The following is a 17,742-nucleotide window of genomic DNA, read 5'->3' on the forward strand; positions in this document are numbered from 1 at the left end:
ATGCGTTGAGATGAGACAGAAAAGCCCAGCCAAGACCGTAAAATTGTTATATTTTGAAACAGGTGTGAAGTTCGTTTAATTATCAAATAATTAAATTCAGCCCCCACTGCATAGTCATTAAGGAGTGAGTCATGCCAAATCGTCGAGTTGGTAATAAATGCGCAGGATACGCACAGAGCTTTTATAAGCAGAATGGAAAAGCACAGCCTATTCTTATCTTGGCTATTGCACTTGTTGTTTTACTCGTGGCTGCCCAGCTGGCGCTACCAACATTAGTCAAAAACTACCTCAATAAAAAACTAGCCAATATGGGCGACTACAGTGCGCATATTGAGGATGTTGATATCGCACTCTGGCGTGGTGCCTATACCTTAAACAGCATTAAGATCGTCAAAACAGATAGAGATATCCCCGTCACCTTCTTTGAGTCGCATAGCATCGATCTTGCTATCAGCTGGTCCGTACTATTCCGTGGTGAAGTGGTAGCTGATGTAGAGCTTATCGAACCTGAAGTACATTTTGTGGATGCAAATGATGACAAGGTGCAAACAGGTGCTGGCACCGATTGGCGAGAGATGTTGCAACAACTGCTACCGATTAGAATCGAACGTCTTGCTATAAAACGAGGGCAGCTTCATTTTCACAACTTTCAGTCTGACCCGCCCGTTCACCTTGTATTGAGCGATTTGAATGGCCAGTTTACCGGTTTGAGCAATCGTGATGATGCTAAAGAATCGACATTATCTTTTAAAGGAACCATGCTAGAAACGGCTAAGTTATCTATCGATGGAAAGCTGAATCCGCTTGGAAGATTTCGCAATTTTGATATTAAATTAAAAGTAGAAAATGTGGATGCCGTCAAACTCAATGAACTGACTGAAGCTTATGCCAACTTTAATATGGAGTCAGGTCAGGGTGAGTTGTTAATGTCCCTTAAAGCTGAGGATGGTCAGTTGAACGGCTATGCCCGGCCCATTTTAGATAACGTGACCATCTTAGATCTTAGTGAAGACAGTGATGAAGGACTCATTAATGTTGTGTGGGAATCAGTTATGGCCGCATTGGGACAAATTTTCCGTAATCAACCTAAGGACAGAATTGCTGCCGAGATTCAAATCAGTGGTAGCTTGGATCAGGAGAATATCAGTCCATGGCAAGCTTTCTTATCCATACTGCATAATGCTTTTGTGGAAGCCTACGATAAACAATTTCGACAAGAATAGTGTGTTTGTTTAGTGATAAACAGCTTAGTCTGCGTAACCACTGCCAATGGCTCGAAATGGCATTTTTAGTCCGAGTTCTTTAACTTGTAAGCCTACCCAGGCCGGAAAAGTGTTGCTATTCGGACCAGGAAATAAAGAATACTCATCTGCCCAGGGGTAATTGGCTACTGCGGTTTTAATTTCAGGAATCAATTCGGCGGCTTTATCTCCTTTTAGAGACAAGATTTTTTCGGGTCTGGCACCATACCAATAGGTGTCTGGTGTAGTGGTTTGAAACTCACGTAATGCAGGTAAACCACGTTTTACTCGCCAGCCCACCACTTCGTAGACCGTATATGTTGCCGCATTTTCTGGTTTTACCGCTATCCAGGAATGCACAGCGAACCAGCCACGCCAGCTAAACGCATCGGCAGCATAGACTTCGATAATGGCTTGTTTTTCTTTATTTGGATCAGCTGCAATGCCTGCTGGTTCACGGCTGGCCGTTCGCCAGTCCTGAGAGGTACAAGCACTCAAGGCGACCACCAACATAAAGGATGTCACAACATTAAGTAAACGTGTCATCACGACCTAAACCTTGACTGGAATGTGGTAAAGAGATTTCAACGCGTAAACCGGTTTTTGTATTGGCAATATTTAACTCACCATTGAGAATATCGACGATGGCTTTGGTGATGCTCAAGCCCAGCCCAAAGTTACCTTTTTTCTTATCATGCACGAAACGATTAGTCACATTGGGTAGTAACTCAGCATCAATGCCCCCTGCTTCATCCGTTATCTTCCAGGTCACAAAATCATCTTGTTCTGTCACCAGGATTGACACTGACTGCTCTGGAACCGAGAACTGAATGGCATTTTTTATGACATTTCTGATGGCAACAGCGACGAGTTCTTGTGGCAAAAATAAATCCTGATCGCTATGAATAATTTTATGAATTTCTACCTGACTTTCTTTGATCATAGAGTGAAGCGGCGTTAATGCTTTGCTAGTGATTTCACTAGCGCTGCTGCTTGCCGTGATCGCTGCCATCTGCTCGGCATCGAGCCTTGCCAGCATTAATAATTGATCAAGCAGTTCTGTTAGCTGTTTAACCGCCAGGTTGGCTTGTTTCAGATTGCAGTCCGCTTCCGCACCTTGTTTGAGCATGGCGACTTGTAGTTGGGTCGTAATGCCTGCCAACGGTGTACGCAGTTCATGAGCAGCATCTGCAGTAAAGCGACGTTCACTTTCCAGCACGGCTTTGACTCTAGCCAACAAAGCATTAAAACCGGCAATCACCCCCTTGACTTCACTTGGCACATCGTCAATTTCGATGGGTGTCAAACTGCTGCCCGTGTGGGTATCAAAATGATCCTGTAGCTGTGTCATGGGTTTAAATACGCGCTGAATAATAAAATAAAGAGAGATAATCAGCGTCAAAACAGCCAGTACCCAGGGAATCACTACCCCAATCAAGACGATATTAAAGAGTTGACGACGTTTATCCAGCTTCTCGGCAGTCGTGACTGAAATGCCGTGCTCGGTTAATTTGAATACGCGCCAGATAGTGCCATTATCCCGAACGAAGCTGTAGCCATCTTTGACAGAGGTTAAGACATCACGGTTATCATCTTCAGTGCTGATAATTAATTCGCCATCAATACGAGTGACATTACAGACAATGACCTCTGTATTTTCTCTATTTTTTTCTATTTGTTGAATCAGTTCATTGGTTAATGATGAGGATGGCTTTTCATTCTTTACATCGTATTGATGAACAATATGAGACAACATTTTTGCTGAGGCGGCTAAGCGATCATCCAGAATCTGTTTCACATCGCTTTTAATGGTGTGGTACATGAATGGACCGATAGCCAAACATAAAATACCGGTGACTAAAAATACCGACAGTAGGAGTTTATTTCTTAGGCTACCTTTCATTGTTTATCCACGGCTAAAAAGTAGCCTAAACGGCGTTCAGTACAAATGAGATCCGTACCCAGCTTTTTACGCAAATTATGAATATGTACTGCGACAGCGTTACTTGCCACGCCCTCAGCCCAGCCATAGAGTCTGTCTTGTAATTGTTCCGTGTTCACCACTTTTCCTGGTTGATGCATCAAGGCTTCAAGCACAATCAGTTCACTTTTAGATAACTTGACGGGAAGACCATTCGCTTTGACTTCACCTTTAGTGGGATTGAAACTAATATGCGCGAAAGTAATCACATTATCTGCCCGGCCAGCGATACGGCGTGTGATGGATTGTAATCGCGCCACTAACTCATCAAAGTCGAAGGGTTTGGTTAGATAATCATCGGCACCAGCAGAAAGACCGGTGACTCTATCCGGGATAGCATCTCGTGCAGTCAGGATAAGTACAGGCAGTAATATTTTATTTTGACGCCACTTGGTCAGTAATGTCATGCCATCGTAATCAGGTAATGTTAAATCAAGTATCACGACATCATAGTTCACATGCTGAATAGCCTGATTGGCGGTATGAGCGTCTTTTACCCAGTCGGTGCTGTGGCCTAATGTTTCCAGCCCCTGTTTGATGCCATCACCGACGATGTCATTGTCTTCAACCAGTAAAATATACATACATGATTCCCAATAATTACACACTCATTATGGTTATTAACATTAAGTGAATATTAAAAACGACATAATGTAGAGCTAATGTTTGACTCATAGACTTGATGTAAATTACACAGCTTCGTGTATATGTTGCTCTGATTAACTAGCCAGTAACCCAATTAAATTTTTTATAAGAGATGTTTACCATGCGAGTCATTCCTTTAACACTCATATCTGCTTTTTCGTTAATGTTAGTTGCTTGTTCCGAGCCTGAGAATCAACCTACTGAACAGGCTGCTCCCCCTCCTGTTGAGGTGGATGTGGCAATTCCACTTCAACATAAACTGACGGATTGGGATGAGTTTACAGGCCGTTTTGAAGCCATCAATAATGTTAATTTAAGAGCACGAGTAACCGGCTATCTCATCGAGAAGAAATTTAAGGATGGTCAACAAGTTAAGAAAGGCGATGTCCTGTATGTGATTGACCCTCGTCCTTTTCGTTATGAGCTAAAACAAATTCAGGCTCAGCATGAACTCGCCAAAAAAGAATTGGATCGCGCCCATCTGTTGCGTGAATCCAATGCGATTTCTCAGGAAGAAGTCGACAGACGTTTCCAGGAACTTCAAATTTCAGAAGCTTCATTGAATAATGCCAAACTACAATTAGGCTTCACAGAAGTCACTTCGCCCATCGACGGTAAAATCAGTGATAGCTACGTCGATATTGGCAACATGATTGAAGAAAATCAGACCATTTTGACCCGTATCGTCAGTACCAACCCTATTCACTTCCGATTTGAAGGATCGCAAGCTGACTTGCTGAAATACCTGCGTCTTGACCGTGCAGGGCAACGCCCCAGCAGCGATTCCAGTCCTAACCCTATCTATATCAAACTGATGGACGAAGATAAGTTCTACCACGAAGGCAAAATGCACTTTGTTGACAATGTGGTCGACAACGCCACCGGTACTATTCAGGCCACCGCAACAGTGAACAACGATGACGGCATTATTTACCCAGGTCTGTTTGGGCGTGCTCGCTTGTTAGGTCGTGCTAACTACGACGCCATACTGGTGCCCGAGAATGCCATCAATACAGATCAGGATAAAAAATTCGTCTATATCAGCGATGAGAATAATGCCATCAAACGTCAATATGTCACTGTCGGCAATCTACTTGAAAACGATCTGATTGTGGTCAGCACCGGCCTAACCGGTAATGAAAAAGTCGTTGTGAACGGTATTCAACGTATTCGAGCCAGTGGTCAGGAAGTGACACCTAATGTTGTCGAACTTGAGTGGAAGCCTCTCGATGTTTTAGGTAAGCAAGCCACTGAAGACACAACGAACATCTCAAAAACTGATAAGGAATAAGCGACTGTGAATTTTCCAAAATTCTTTATTGATAGGCCTATTTTTGCTTCGGTACTTTCCATTATCGTTGTCATTATTGGCTATATGGCCTATTTGAGTTTGCCTATTGAGCAATACCCACAAGTAGCCCCACCGACTATTCAAGTATCAGCAACCTACCCTGGTGCAACAGCAGAGACAGTGGCTGAAACGGTGGCAACACCGATTGAGCAGGAAGTCAACGGGGTTGAGGGCATGCTTTATATGTACTCACAATCCTCTGCCGATGGTTCAATGACGTTGAGCATTACCTTTGAGCTGGGAACGGATCTGGATACAGCCCAAGTATTAGTTCAAAACCGTGTCGCTATCGCTGAAGCCAAATTACCAGAAAGTGTCCGTGCTTTAGGTGTGACTACCAAGAAAAACTCACCTGATCTGATGATCGTTATCAATCTCTCCTCACCAGATGGCACCTACGATCAAAATTATCTCGCTAACTATGGCGTATTAAATATACGTGATCGTATTCGTCGTATTGATGGTGTGGGTGAAGTCCCTGTTTATGGTGCCTCAGATTATGCGATGCGTCTCTGGTTAAAACCTGACTTAATGCAGTCGTATGATATCGCGGCGGGTGATGTTATCTCTGCTATCCGTAATCAAAATGTTCAGGTCGCCAGTGGTACCTTAAACCGTGCACCACAACCCGATCAGAACTATTACGAGTACATCGTCCAGACACAAGGTCGATTAACGACACCAGAAGAGTTTGGTGAAATCATTGTTAAAGCCAGTGATGATAGTCGTATTGTTCGACTACGTGATGTGGCGCGAATAGAACTAGCAGCTCAGGATTACATCACCAAAGGGTATTTAGGTGGAAAACAAGCCGTCGCTTTGCCTATTTTCCAACGTCCTGGTACCAACGCGATTGAAACAGCCAATCAGATCAAAGCCGAAATGGAAGATATCGCGGCTGAATTTCCACCAGGCATGACTTATGAGTTTGCCTACAACCCGACAGACTTTATCGAACAATCGGTTGATGCAGTAAAAATGACCGTTTATGAAGCCGTCTTTTTGGTGGTCATTGTTATTCTGGTTTTCTTACAAACCTGGCGTGCAGCGATTATCCCTATTGTGGCTATTCCAGTATCACTTATTGGTACGTTTGCGGTGATGTCAGCCATTGGTTTCTCGTTAAACAACCTGACATTATTTGGTCTGGTTTTGGCGATTGGTATCGTGGTGGATGATGCGATTGTTATCGTTGAAAATATGGAGCGGAACCTGCGTAATGGACTGTCGCCTCGTGAGTCAGCCCGTAAAACGATGGATGAAGTAGGTTCAGCATTAATTGCCATGGGGCTGGTTTTGGTTGCTGTATTCCTGCCTACCCTGTTCCTTGAAGGCATTTCAGGTGAGTTTTACCAAGCCTTTGGTATTACCATCGCTGTAGCCACCATGATCTCGGTCGCTGTATCACTGACCTTATCACCAGCACTCGCGGCCATTTTGATGAAGTCACACGATCAGGATAAACCAGAGAAACCCGTTAAATGGTACCGCTCACCGGTAAAAGCATTTTTCAATGGTTTCAACCGTGGTATGGAAGGCTTATCAAATCGCTACGGCTGGTTTGTCGGTAAAACCATTCGCATGGGACTGATTATGTTAGTGATTTATGCGGGCCTGATGACCTTAACCGCATTTCAATTTAACCGTGTTCCGACCGGGTTTATTCCGTCACAAGATCAAGGTTCTTTGATCGTGGCTATCACATTGCCTGACGGCGCCTCGTTTGATGCTACGGATAAAGTGGTTCAGGCGGTGACTGAAGAAATGTTAGCCGTACCCGGTCTGAAAAACGCGGTTGGTTTTACAGGGTTTTCTGGCGCGACAAGAACCATTCAATCTAATGCCGCCGTGATATTTACACCACTAGAACCATTTGAAGATCGTATAGCTAAAGGCATTGAATATCAGACTATCTTAAGTGATATGCGTGCTGTGGCTGCCAGCTTCAAAGAAGCCAAGGTGGCGGTATTTGAACGCCCTCCTGTGCCCGGTATTGGTAGTGCTGGCGGCTTCAAGATGATGCTGCAGGATCGTGGTGGCCGTGGCTTAAAAGTATTAGAGCAAGCAGCAACCGATATGGCCGCTGCGGCAAATAGCCCTGATAGCCCTGCTACAACGGCTGTTTATTCTTTCTTTAATACTAATAATCCGCAAATCTATTTGGATATTGACCGTAATAAAGCGGAACGACTGAACGTACCTGTGCCTGATGTGTTTGAGGCATTGGAAGTGTTTATTGGTTCAGTCTATGTTAATGATTTCAACTACTTAGGAAGAACCTTTAGAGTAACCGCTCAAGCTGAAGCTGAGGATCGTTTATCTGTAGATGATGCACTTCGAATCCGTGTCAGAAGTACTAATGGCGATATGGTGCCTCTAGGCTCGTTTGCCACAGTGCGTGATACCTCTGGCCCTTCTCGAGTGCCACGCTATAACTTATATCCAGCAGCAGGTGTTATGGGCAGTAGTGCGGAAGGCTTCAGTAGTGGCCAAACACTTGATGCCATGGAAGAACTAGCAGAAAAAATTCTGCCTGATGGCATTGGTTATGAGTGGACTGAAATTGCCTATCAGGAGAAAGCAACCGGTGATACTGCTGCTTTGGCTTTCCTACTGGCTGTTGTGTTTGTGTTCTTATTATTGGCTGCGCAATATGAAAGCTGGGCATTGCCGTTCTCTATCATCCTGATTGTACCGATGTGTCTGTTATCAGCCATCACCGGTGTGTATCTGGCGAAGATGGATAACAATATCCTGACGCAAATAGGCTTGGTCGTGCTGGTAGGTTTAGCATCAAAAAATGCCATATTGATTGTTGAGTTCGCCCGAGAGCTGGAGCGTCAGGGACGTTCTGTCTGGGATGCAGCCGTTGAAGCAGCCAGACTACGTTTACGCCCTATTTTGATGACATCCTTCGCTTTCATTCTAGGTGTTGTGCCCATGGCCATCGCTCAAGGTGCGGGTGCTGAAATGCGTCAGGCATTAGGTATCGCAGTATTTTCAGGCATGCTTGGCGTGACCTTCTTCGGGTTAATATTTACCCCAGTGTTTTATGTGATTTGTCGTCGGGTTGCGCTTTACTTCAAACCTGAACAGGCGACAGGAGAAAAATCATGAACAAAATGATCTTGTGTACCTTAATTAGCCTGTCCATCACTGGCTGTGCTCAATTTCGAGATTATCAGTCACCCACGACGGATAAGACGGTTGAAGCGACACAACTGAGTGATGACACCTACGAGTTTGCTAATGCACAGCAACCTATCGCAGATTGGTGGACAGCTTTTCAGGATCCACAATTAACGCAACTCGTTGAAAAAGCATTAGTACATAATCTGGATGTACGGATTGCACTGGCGAACCTACAGGCGGCTCGTGCTTTATCCAGAGCAGTGGGTTCAGATAGATACCCGACAGTCGATGCAAACGGTGGTTATAGTCGTAACCTGTATTCTGAGGAAACACAAAATGCGAACACTCGCGCGGCTGATATCTATGAAGCAGGCTTTGATGCCAATTGGGAATTAGATATTTTTGGACGTGTCAGCTATGGCATTGAGTCACAACTGGCTCAGGAACAAGCTATCGCCGCCGACTTGCAACAAATGTATGTCAGTGTCGCCGCAGAAGTCGCCAGACAATACTTTACTCTACGCGGGGCACAGTATCGTTTGGATATTGCTGAGCGAAATGCTGAAAATCAAAATGAAACCTTTGAATTAACAGAAAAGATATTGAATGCAGGCGGAGCCAGTGCTCTGGATGTGAGTCGTGCCAAAACACAACTCAGTCTGACTCGCTCCACGATTCCACCATTAAGAGCGCAGATAGATTCGACCATAAACAGTCTTTCTGTTTTAACAGGGCAAGTACCAGATGCTTTACGTAGTCGTTTGTCTGAGACTAAGGCTCTACCGACATTACCGCTAACAGTAGCCGTGGGTGACGTGCAACAGTTGCTTACCCGACGCCCAGATATCCGCTCAGCTGAACGTTCATTGGCGGCCAGTGTGGCGGATTATAATCTGACCGTGGCGGATTTATTTCCCAAGGTCAGTATTCTTGGCTCTTTAGGTTTTATTTCTACTAACTTGAGTAGCTTTGGTACCACTGCCCTCGCCGGCTCAATTGGTCCATCGATCAGTTGGCAAGTCTTTGATCGTGATCGCTTGAAAGCGTATGTCGATCAAGCTGATGCCCAAACTGAAGTCGCGTTGGCACAATATGAGAAGACGGTATTATCAGCACTTGAAGAATTACAGTCCGCGATGAGTGATTTTTCTAACGAGGAACAACGGCGTGCTGAATTGCAAGAAGCTGCGGCTTCGGCAAAACAATCTGCCACCATGGCCAGAAATCGCTTTGATAGTGGCTATGATAATTTTCTTGATGTGTTAGATGCTGAACGAACATTACTGGAAGCAGAAGATACCTTAGCAAATAGCGAAATTACTTCAGGGCTTAATTTAGTCGCTATTTACAAAGCATTAGGTGGTGGCTGGCAAGTCAAACCTCAGTAGCGTTAATATTATGAGGGCGTTGGCGCACCATTAGTGCCCATTAAATGGCGTTGGTTGTTGTCACTGATTTTAGAGCCGAATTTGCTGTTTGCATTAAGCCACTTCACAATAGCTGCTGAAAATGGCTTATCCCCTACAAATCCGGTATCACAATAGTTCTTCATTGTGTGATATTTTTGTGCTGCATTTATTCTGCTTAAATTATCTTTGAAAAGAAGATAATTTTGACCATTGCCATAAGCAGACTATCTAACATGTTTGATTGAATCTACTACGAAGGAAAGTGACGTGAAAAAGTTTAAAGATGTCGATAATATTGCGGAACAGATATTCAACGATAAGATTGGCAGACCAGCATATGCATTCGGTCTATGGCTTGCTACACTTCAAGCAAAAGAACTCGGTATAAAAAAGCTGAATATATTTGAATTTGGCGTTGCGACTGGCGCGGGACTGATAAACCTATGTGACATCTGCGCCATCATGACTAAATCTACAGACATGCAATATGATATTTATGGCTTCGATTCAGATATTGGTATGCCAGCACTATCAAGTGGATATAAGGATCATCCTGAGCTATGGCATGAAGGACAGTTCCTTGTTGACCATGATGAGATAAGAAAAAAATTGCCTGAAAATGCTCAACTCATTTCAGGAAATATTGCTGATACGATAGAACCTTTCTGTCAAGAACATTTATCTAATGACGCACCGGTTGGTTTTGTTGCTGTAGATGTAGACCTTTACTCTTCAACCTTATCTGTATTTGAGCTTTTTAAACATAATAATCCTGAGCTTTACCTCCCCGTCACTATTATGTATCTAGATGATATCAATGACTTACTGACCAATAACTCATGGTGTGGCGAAATGTTAGCAGTAAGAGAATGGAATGATCAAAATGAACTTCGTAAGATGGAAGAAATGCGTATTAGACAGAATCATAGCCCAGCGGGCTGGCATGATCACATATATGGCCTGCATGTGCTTGATCATCCTGTTCGCAATGGCAAACGTCCAGATGTATGTTTAGACATCAATATAACTGCAATTTAATCAATTCTTACAGAAACCAGTTCCGATAAATGATTTATTATTTTTTTCAAACTAGCTTAGAGAGAAACGAAGTCGTATATAACAAAACAAATCCCGACCGTTTTTAGTTATTTAATCTTGAGGTAAAAAATGATTGCCTCCCAAGCTTTTATATTTATCTGTCTTAATAAGTAAAATATTTACTTGCTAGTCATATCTGCTGCTTGTCTGATAACGCATTGCTGACAAATACAGGCTTTGCCTCTCTGAGTTGAAGGTACCTGCTCTAAAAGGGTCTGGCTAATTATCATATCCGCTTTATGACACCAACAATCAGCCGGGTTACTATCGACTGATAAATTGCCACAATCGTTTGGACCACCACATATGGGACATCTGTCAGCGCAGACGCTTTGACTCTCAGTCATATGTGATGAATTTCATTGAAGTCGAGTATTCAAAAAGTCAAACCTACTCACATTGTTTCCAGCCCTGATAATAAGCTGGTGATAGAAACGTTATAAGCCATAAAAGACCATCAATCATGGTGGCGTGTTTATTTTACTGATTGCAGATTAAGTTCTAGCCAGTCTGACAGTAATAATGGTTTGTAAAAGTAATAACCTTGAATCAGATCACATGCTTTTGAGCGAAGGTACGTCGCTTGTGTAACCGTCTCAACACCTTCTGCAACCACTTTTAACTTCAGGGCTTTTGCCATTGATATCACCATATCCACAATCGGGTAATCCCCATCTTCACTATTTATTTTGTCAATAAACGACTTATCAATTTTTAATTCATCAATTGGTAACTGACTTAGATAGCTCAGGTTGGATTGTCCTGTACCGAAGTCATCAATGGCAATCCCAAACCCGGCTGTTTTAAGTGCATGGATGACAGACGTTAACAGATTGATATTCTCTGCCATCACTGATTCTGTCACCTCGAAAATAATCTGGTGAGTGGGCACATTATGCTGTTTACATATGGCCTCGAAGGTTTCAACTAACTTGGTATCAGCGAGCTGTCGAATACTGAGATTAACCGATATTTTCTTATGAAAGTCAGGAACGCGCTGTCGAATAACTTTGAGCATTTCACACACTTGCTCAAGCACAAAATACCCAACATCCACAATCACACCTGTACTTTCTGCCACACCAATAAAATCTAATAGCGTAAGTGGTGCTGAATTCACATTATCCCAGCGTAATAATGCTTCAGCAGAATCCACCTGATTAACTGAATTGATTTTAGGTTGATAAACCACACTGAGTGAAGAAAAATCCAGACCACTTAACATGGACTGAGCCAGCGCTGCGACTTTCACCGTCCTGCCATAGTTAGTGTTTTCTACAAAAATAAGCTCACCAGATTTGCCTGTTTGTTTATAATTTTTCAGTGCATCTTCCAGCATGGGTAACATAGCACCATTTTTAACGGTGTCACTTTCAAAAAAGACATGACCGCACTAATCGATAATTTATGCTTAAGTTGCTGACTAACTGACTCTAATAAAATAGAAAAGGCATCCTGAACGGTATCTTTTATATTAGCGTAGTTAACCTTTTCAATAGGTTGAATTGATTTGATGATAAATATATCACCACCGACACGATATATTCTGACGGGTAAGTTTTGCATCAAATGCTTGAGCTCGGTGGCGACATCGACGAGTAACTGATTGCAGTGGGCATGGCCATAAACCGCATTCAATTCGTTAAACCTATCAATATTCAGCAGACAGCCGAGGTAGCTTGCCCTGTTACTTTTTTTACCATAGATTTTTTCTAAATCAAGTTCTAGCGCCTCTCTGGAATATACGCCTGTTAAAGAATCATATAGCGCGGCTTTGAGTAAGCGAGCTTGTGTTAATTTCTTCTCAAACTGATCACGGATCACATATAAGAAATGAAAATCCTGCTCGCTTTTATGTAAAGACACGCCTACTTCGACTTCGATAGTCTGACTATTTTGTTTGCTTAAATCCATCTGTTTGAATATGGGCGTGAAGTCATGCTGCTCAGTTATGGTTGACGCTTCTTGGTGATGAGCAAGTTGATCATCGGGAATAATATCTTTGATATTTCTATTGGTCAGGTCATCGAATCCAAAGAGAGACTTACTATAATCGTTAGCCAATTCTATGTTGCCTTCTACATCTGTGATCATGACGGCCTCAGTCAGCATGCTTAACAGATGCACGAATTGCTCTTTCAATTGTTCTAGTTGAGTCTGTGAAGTTGATTTAACGGTATTAGCTATATGCGTTCGATTCATCAGCATCGAACGAATTTTTCTCTCAAGTAACAGTTCGTTTACTGGTTTTGTAATAAAATCTATAGCACCACGAGATAATGACTTGAAGTGATTATCAAATTCGCCATGGGCGGTGATGACGATGACATTGATATGTTTCAGCTGCTCATTGTTGCTGAGTTCAGTTAAAACATCAAAGCCATCGACATCAGGAAGTCCGATATCTAACAAGATGATATCAGGAACGATATCCCTGGCTGTAGCTATGGCACTCGCCCCTGAGTTAGCCACATAAATATCGCCTAAACTTTTTAATACAGTTGATAATTCCAGAATAATGACTGGGTCATCATCAACGATTAAAATTTTTGTTTCCATACTCATGCTATTCACTCATCAGTTACATTCAGTATCAGTTTATTCACTTTCTTCCATACTAGAATAAGCTGCCAATTTATAGTTATTTCTCCCATCATTCTTCACTTCATACAATAAATCATCGGCTTTTTTTATAAATTCATTGATGGTGTGCTTGGTATCGTGTTTGTTGATGACGACACAGCCAAAACTCATCGTCACATTGATGGATATATTGTTGTAACTATATTCGGATGAAGCAATTGCTTGACGAAGTCTTCTTAAAATAATGTCGGCTTCTTCCACGGTCGCTTCACAATAAATTAAGAATTCTTCACCGCCAAACCGGGCAGCGGTTTCGAAAGGCCGAATACTATTTCGTATACGGTTGGATACATCGATTAATACGCGATCACCAATCAGATGACCATAGGTATCATTGATCTGTTTAAAAAAATCAATATCAGCGATGATAAGACAATGACTAGTCGATTTATCAGAACGGGCTAGTCTGGCAAGATGTGTTTCGCAGGCCTTAATGGCAGCGCGTCTATTCAATAAGCTGGTCAGTTCATCGGTATCGGCCAGTGATAAAAGCTTTTGTTGCATCTTAACAATACGCTCACCCACTCTTAACCGAGCGATAAATACGGCACCATGAATAGGCTTTTCAATAAAATCATCAGCCCCCACGTCTAGTGCTTTTCGTTCGATTTGACCAAGAGAATTGGAGGTAATCATGATGATATATGGCGTGAGACTTAAGTTCAGCGCTCTGATTTTCTGACATAACTCCAAGCCATTGACTTCTGGCATCATCCAGTCAACAACAATGATTTCCGGGGTGGTATCTCTGTTTGAGATAATTTCAAACGCTTGAGTGGCGTTATTGGCTATTAACGCATTCATCCCTGCTTTTTGCACGAAGCTACTGATCGTGATGCAGTCAATCTCATTATCGTCCACAATTAATACGTGCATGTACCCTTGTTTCCATGGCAGTTTGATTTGATATCAAGTTTCTACTTCTATAGCTTAACTATCAAGCCTTGATGTTCATTTTATTGGTAAATCGTTTACGATAAGTCCTGATGACAATCAATTGCTCAATACAATGTCTGTTGTGTCGATACAGTAAAAATAAACATCTTAGTCTTTAGGTAAGTGTAATGAATAATCCAGAAGCCTCTACCCAACGAACACAAGAAAATATCTCGGGGGATAGACGCGATTTTATAAAAAAATCTGGTGTATTAGCTGGCCTATCCGTTTTATCAAGCAAAGCGCCTTTTGTGTTCGCCAGAACAACACCAACTTTACGCGTGATGGGCACACACGTGACGCTACAAGAAGAGATAAGACAACAAGCCATGGCTGATCTTGGTATTAATATCGTTTTTGAACCAGGCGGCGAGGCTGAACTTATTCAAAAAGCCACAACCCAACCAGGCTCTTTTGATATCTATGAACAATGGACCGACAGTATCCGACAGCTCTGGCAGGCATCTGTAATTCAGCCCATTGATACGGACCGCTTAAGCTACTGGGATGAAATCAATGCCCTCTCAAAAACAGGGAAAATTGTACCTGAAGCTAATATAGGCTTGGGTGATGCACCACATAAAATTTTAAATATTCAATCTGATGGCAGTTTAGGAACTGAATTCACCGGCAAGATTAGTTTTTTACCCTATGTTCACAATGTGGATTCATTTGGCTACAACACAAATGCCATAAAAAAAGGCATTCCGTATGAAACGGAAAGTTGGTCCTGGTTATTAGATGAGCAGTATCGGGGTAAAGTGGGCATTGTTAATTCACCAACCATCGGTATTTTTGATTTGGCTCTCGCTGCAGAGAGTAAAGGTCTGATTAATTTCAATGATATGAGCGATATGACGCAAACCGAAATTGATGGCCTCTTTTCTATTTTGCTGGATTTCAAAAAACAACATCACTTTGCAGGTTTCTGGAATTCGGTACCTCAATCAATTGATTATATGCGTCAAGGACGGGTACACCTGGAAAGCATGTTTTCACCAGCAGTTTCTGCACTCAATGGCGACGGTATCCCTGTTACGTATGCAGCCCCCAGAGAAGGTTACCGTGCCTGGCATGGTGTGATGTGTTTATCCAGTGAATGCCAGGGGTATGTCAAAGATGCCGCTTATGATTATATGAACTGGTGGCTAAGTGGTTGGGCTGGTGCTTATGTTGCCCGTCAAGGTTATTACATTTCAAATCCGGAACGATCAAAACCTTTATTAGACAAAAATGAATGGGATTACTGGTATGAAGGAAAAGAGGCCACCGCGGATCTAAAAGGTACGGATGGCAAGATTTCAGTCAAGGCTGGTGATATTCGTACCGGGGGAGCGTACACCACACGTTTAAGCAATATCGCTGTCTGGAATACGGTTATGCCAAATTATGATTATTCGCTACAGAAATGGTATGAGTTTTTATTAGCATGAGTAAATGGCATCAAACTACACTGATGAGTCAGCTTGGGATACGCAAGCGTGTCTTTATTGGTTTCGCCAGCCTTGCGTTGATTTCTTTGTTTATTGTCATTGTGAATTTATTTTCTCTGACAAATGTTGAAAAACTATTCAACGACTATACAAAATCGATTTCTTATACACGGCTGATGTCTGAAGTCGAAGCAGATATTATTGAACTTAATCGAAAAATATTAGTGTTTCGCATCACGGATAGTCAGTCGTCCATTACAGATATTCAACGATTATTAAAAAGCCTGAAAACCAGTATCCATAGTCTTTCTGTTTCATCGGAGTCCAGTGAGGAATCAGCCGCCATTTATCCCAAATTTACCGACTCACTTGAGAACCTCTACGAGAAAACGGCAAAATTGAATGATGAGCGTATGGTGTTAAAGCAGTTACATACACAACTGGAGCAACAGTTTAGTTCTGTTTATAACATGCTCGACACCATGACAAAGCAACATAAGAAGTCTGAAGAAGTGATTTTATTGTATGAAATTCGTTCTTCCATCGCTTTTGCTCAGAATCAAATTATTCAATACTTTCAGAGCCGTACCAACAAAACGCGTTTAAATTTCGTTGACACATTTAATCAAGCAAAAACGGATATTGCTGTCTATTCAGAGCTCGCTTCCACCTCTGAAAAAGAAAGACAATTAATCATTAATCTCAACAATCAACTTGATACCATCAAAAATACCTTCTTTCGTACGATTCAAGCAGATCGCAATTTTATTTTTCTGGTTAATGTGGTGATTGCAGGGGAAGCCTCTGAATTAAAAAGCCTGTCTGTGCAATTAAAAGATTATTCCATTGAGAGACAAACAGCACTTTTTAGTAGCACCAATAATAATCTGGAACTGTATAAGTTTATTGCGTTTATCGGTTCCTTTTTTCTGATGGCCATCGCCCTCATGATTTCTGGCAGGGTCAGTCGCGCTATCACGGTCCCCATTTCTGATATCAGTAAGACATTTGAAGATATCAGTGCTGGTCGAGAAACCTTATCTATTCCTGGTATCGATCGGCATGATGAAATAGGCAAGCTAGCCCGATCGGCTACTCTCTTTAAACAAAGTGCGGATGAAACAAAACGCCTCTTAAAAGAAACAGAAGAGCTGGCCGAAGAGTTAAGTTTAAGGGAGGTTGAACTAGAGCTAGCGGCTAAAAAAGCGAATTCAGCCGCCGATGCAAAAAGTGCGTTTCTGGCGAATATGAGTCATGAAATAAGAACACCGATGAATGGCATCCTAGGCATGATTAATCTGCTAAGCGATACCCAGCTTACGGAAAAACAACATCAGTTTGCCCACAATATTAAAATCAGTGCCGAATCATTGATGCGAATTATTAATGATATTCTGGATTATTCAAAAATTGAGTCTGGCAAGCTCTCTATTGAAGAGACGGCATTTAATTTAGAAAAACTGATTTCTGATATTGGCAGAGTGGTTGAACCCAATGCACATAATAAAGGCCTTCAAGTCCTCTGCCCTGCCAATGCAATTGAGAATGTACAAATTATTTCTGATCCGATTCGTCTCAGACAAATCCTGCTTAACCTGCTTTCTAACGCCGTTAAGTTTACCGAAAGTGGTTCAGTCGAACTCATGATTGATATCAAGTCAGTCGATGACAACAGCCTTAACCTTGATTTTTCTGTTACTGATACTGGCATCGGCATATCAGAAAAAGAGCTGACCAATTTATTTGAGCGGTTTAGCCAACTTGATTCAGCTTCAACCAGAAAAGCCGGCGGCACCGGTCTTGGGTTAGCTATCAGTGCTGAGTTAGTGAGCATGCTGGGGGAAACTGGAAGTTGACTCAACTGTTGGGGCTG

14 protein-coding genes are annotated in these 17,742 nt (G+C 42.3%); 7 read left to right on the forward strand and 7 right to left on the reverse strand.

Translation table 11 applies throughout. From position 1 onward, the window contains the following. The first annotated feature begins 131 nt into the window (after positions 1 to 131). Positions 132 to 1,223, forward strand: a complete 1,092-nt coding sequence (locus tag QUE24_RS15090; protein WP_286304607.1) for a DUF748 domain-containing protein — start codon at positions 132 to 134, stop codon at positions 1,221 to 1,223. 24 nt (positions 1,224 to 1,247) lie between these two features. Here the strand turns inward: QUE24_RS15090 and QUE24_RS15095 are convergent, their stop codons facing one another. From QUE24_RS15095 to QUE24_RS15105, 3 genes are read right to left on the reverse strand one after another with little or no spacing between them, the layout of a single operon-like run. After that, positions 1,248 to 1,787, reverse strand: coding sequence for a DUF3750 domain-containing protein (locus tag QUE24_RS15095; protein ID WP_286304608.1), 540 nt, complete (start codon positions 1,785 to 1,787; stop codon positions 1,248 to 1,250). Beyond that, positions 1,771 to 3,144: an ATP-binding protein gene (locus QUE24_RS15100; RefSeq protein ID WP_286304609.1), complete on the reverse strand. Its 1,374-nt coding sequence runs from the start codon at positions 3,142 to 3,144 to the stop codon at positions 1,771 to 1,773. The genes QUE24_RS15095 and QUE24_RS15100 overlap by 17 nt, the downstream gene beginning before the upstream one ends. Beyond that, a complete protein-coding gene (locus QUE24_RS15105) occupies positions 3,141 to 3,806 on the reverse strand; it encodes a response regulator (protein WP_286304610.1) in 666 nt (221 codons plus the stop codon). Before QUE24_RS15105 ends, QUE24_RS15100 begins: the two co-directional genes overlap by 4 nt. Before the next feature lie 182 nt (positions 3,807 to 3,988). On the opposite strand from QUE24_RS15105, the gene QUE24_RS15110 reads away from it, so the two are divergent. The 4 genes from QUE24_RS15110 (at position 3,989) to QUE24_RS15125 (ending at position 10,797) form a co-directional block, all read left to right on the forward strand. Beyond that, positions 3,989 to 5,158: an efflux RND transporter periplasmic adaptor subunit gene (locus QUE24_RS15110; RefSeq protein WP_286304611.1), complete on the forward strand. Its 1,170-nt coding sequence runs from the start codon at positions 3,989 to 3,991 to the stop codon at positions 5,156 to 5,158. 6 nt (positions 5,159 to 5,164) lie between these two features. Beyond that, entirely contained in the window at positions 5,165 to 8,335 is a 3,171-nt protein-coding gene (locus QUE24_RS15115; RefSeq protein WP_286304612.1) for an efflux RND transporter permease subunit, read from the forward strand. Then, positions 8,332 to 9,738, forward strand: a complete 1,407-nt coding sequence (locus QUE24_RS15120; protein WP_286304613.1) for an efflux transporter outer membrane subunit — start codon at positions 8,332 to 8,334, stop codon at positions 9,736 to 9,738. The genes QUE24_RS15115 and QUE24_RS15120 overlap by 4 nt, the downstream gene beginning before the upstream one ends. Positions 9,739 to 10,026: 288 nt before the next feature. Next, entirely contained in the window at positions 10,027 to 10,797 is a 771-nt protein-coding gene (locus tag QUE24_RS15125) for a hypothetical protein (RefSeq protein WP_286304614.1), read from the forward strand. Between the two features lie 179 nt (positions 10,798 to 10,976). Here QUE24_RS15125 and QUE24_RS15130 read toward each other — a convergent pair whose 3' ends face one another. The 4 genes from QUE24_RS15130 to QUE24_RS15145 all read right to left on the reverse strand — a co-directional run bounded on the left by QUE24_RS15130 (position 10,977) and on the right by QUE24_RS15145 (position 14,376). After that, positions 10,977 to 11,204: a cysteine-rich CWC family protein gene (locus QUE24_RS15130; protein WP_286304615.1), complete on the reverse strand. Its 228-nt coding sequence runs from the start codon at positions 11,202 to 11,204 to the stop codon at positions 10,977 to 10,979. A gap of 128 nt (positions 11,205 to 11,332) precedes the next feature. Further along, positions 11,333 to 12,196, reverse strand: coding sequence for an EAL domain-containing protein (locus tag QUE24_RS15135; protein WP_286304616.1), 864 nt, complete (start codon positions 12,194 to 12,196; stop codon positions 11,333 to 11,335). Beyond that, positions 12,178 to 13,422, reverse strand: coding sequence for a response regulator (locus tag QUE24_RS15140; protein ID WP_286304617.1), 1,245 nt, complete (start codon positions 13,420 to 13,422; stop codon positions 12,178 to 12,180). Before QUE24_RS15140 ends, QUE24_RS15135 begins: the two co-directional genes overlap by 19 nt. 33 nt (positions 13,423 to 13,455) lie before the next feature. Then, positions 13,456 to 14,376, reverse strand: coding sequence for a GGDEF domain-containing response regulator (locus QUE24_RS15145; protein WP_286304618.1), 921 nt, complete (start codon positions 14,374 to 14,376; stop codon positions 13,456 to 13,458). Between the two features lie 188 nt (positions 14,377 to 14,564). Between QUE24_RS15145 and QUE24_RS15150 the strand changes: the two genes are divergently transcribed. Further along, a complete protein-coding gene (locus tag QUE24_RS15150) occupies positions 14,565 to 15,869 on the forward strand; it encodes an ABC transporter substrate-binding protein (RefSeq protein WP_286304619.1) in 1,305 nt (434 codons plus the stop codon). Then, positions 15,866 to 17,725: a histidine kinase dimerization/phospho-acceptor domain-containing protein gene (locus tag QUE24_RS15155; protein WP_286304620.1), complete on the forward strand. Its 1,860-nt coding sequence runs from the start codon at positions 15,866 to 15,868 to the stop codon at positions 17,723 to 17,725. Before QUE24_RS15150 ends, QUE24_RS15155 begins: the two co-directional genes overlap by 4 nt. Positions 17,726 to 17,742 lie beyond the last annotated feature (17 nt).

This window comes from Methylophaga marina, assembly GCF_030296755.1.
Classification (GTDB): domain Bacteria; phylum Pseudomonadota; class Gammaproteobacteria; order Nitrosococcales; family Methylophagaceae; genus Methylophaga; species Methylophaga marina.

Coding starts and splice junctions, on each gene's coding strand:
- QUE24_RS15100 (WP_286304609.1), bottom strand. CDS start 3,144: ATGAAAGGTAGCCTAAGAAATAAACTCCTACTGTCGGTATTTTTAGTC.
- QUE24_RS15130 (WP_286304615.1), bottom strand. CDS start 11,204: ATGACTGAGAGTCAAAGCGTCTGCGCTGACAGATGTCCCATATGTGGT.
- QUE24_RS15090 (WP_286304607.1), top strand. CDS start 132: ATGCCAAATCGTCGAGTTGGTAATAAATGCGCAGGATACGCACAGAGC.
- QUE24_RS15155 (WP_286304620.1), top strand. CDS start 15,866: ATGAGTAAATGGCATCAAACTACACTGATGAGTCAGCTTGGGATACGC.
- QUE24_RS15105 (WP_286304610.1), bottom strand. CDS start 3,806: ATGTATATTTTACTGGTTGAAGACAATGACATCGTCGGTGATGGCATC.
- QUE24_RS15140 (WP_286304617.1), bottom strand. CDS start 13,422: ATGAGTATGGAAACAAAAATTTTAATCGTTGATGATGACCCAGTCATT.
- QUE24_RS15150 (WP_286304619.1), top strand. CDS start 14,565: ATGAATAATCCAGAAGCCTCTACCCAACGAACACAAGAAAATATCTCG.
- QUE24_RS15145 (WP_286304618.1), bottom strand. CDS start 14,376: ATGCACGTATTAATTGTGGACGATAATGAGATTGACTGCATCACGATC.
- QUE24_RS15120 (WP_286304613.1), top strand. CDS start 8,332: ATGAACAAAATGATCTTGTGTACCTTAATTAGCCTGTCCATCACTGGC.
- QUE24_RS15110 (WP_286304611.1), top strand. CDS start 3,989: ATGCGAGTCATTCCTTTAACACTCATATCTGCTTTTTCGTTAATGTTA.
- QUE24_RS15135 (WP_286304616.1), bottom strand. CDS start 12,196: ATGCTGGAAGATGCACTGAAAAATTATAAACAAACAGGCAAATCTGGT.
- QUE24_RS15095 (WP_286304608.1), bottom strand. CDS start 1,787: ATGACACGTTTACTTAATGTTGTGACATCCTTTATGTTGGTGGTCGCC.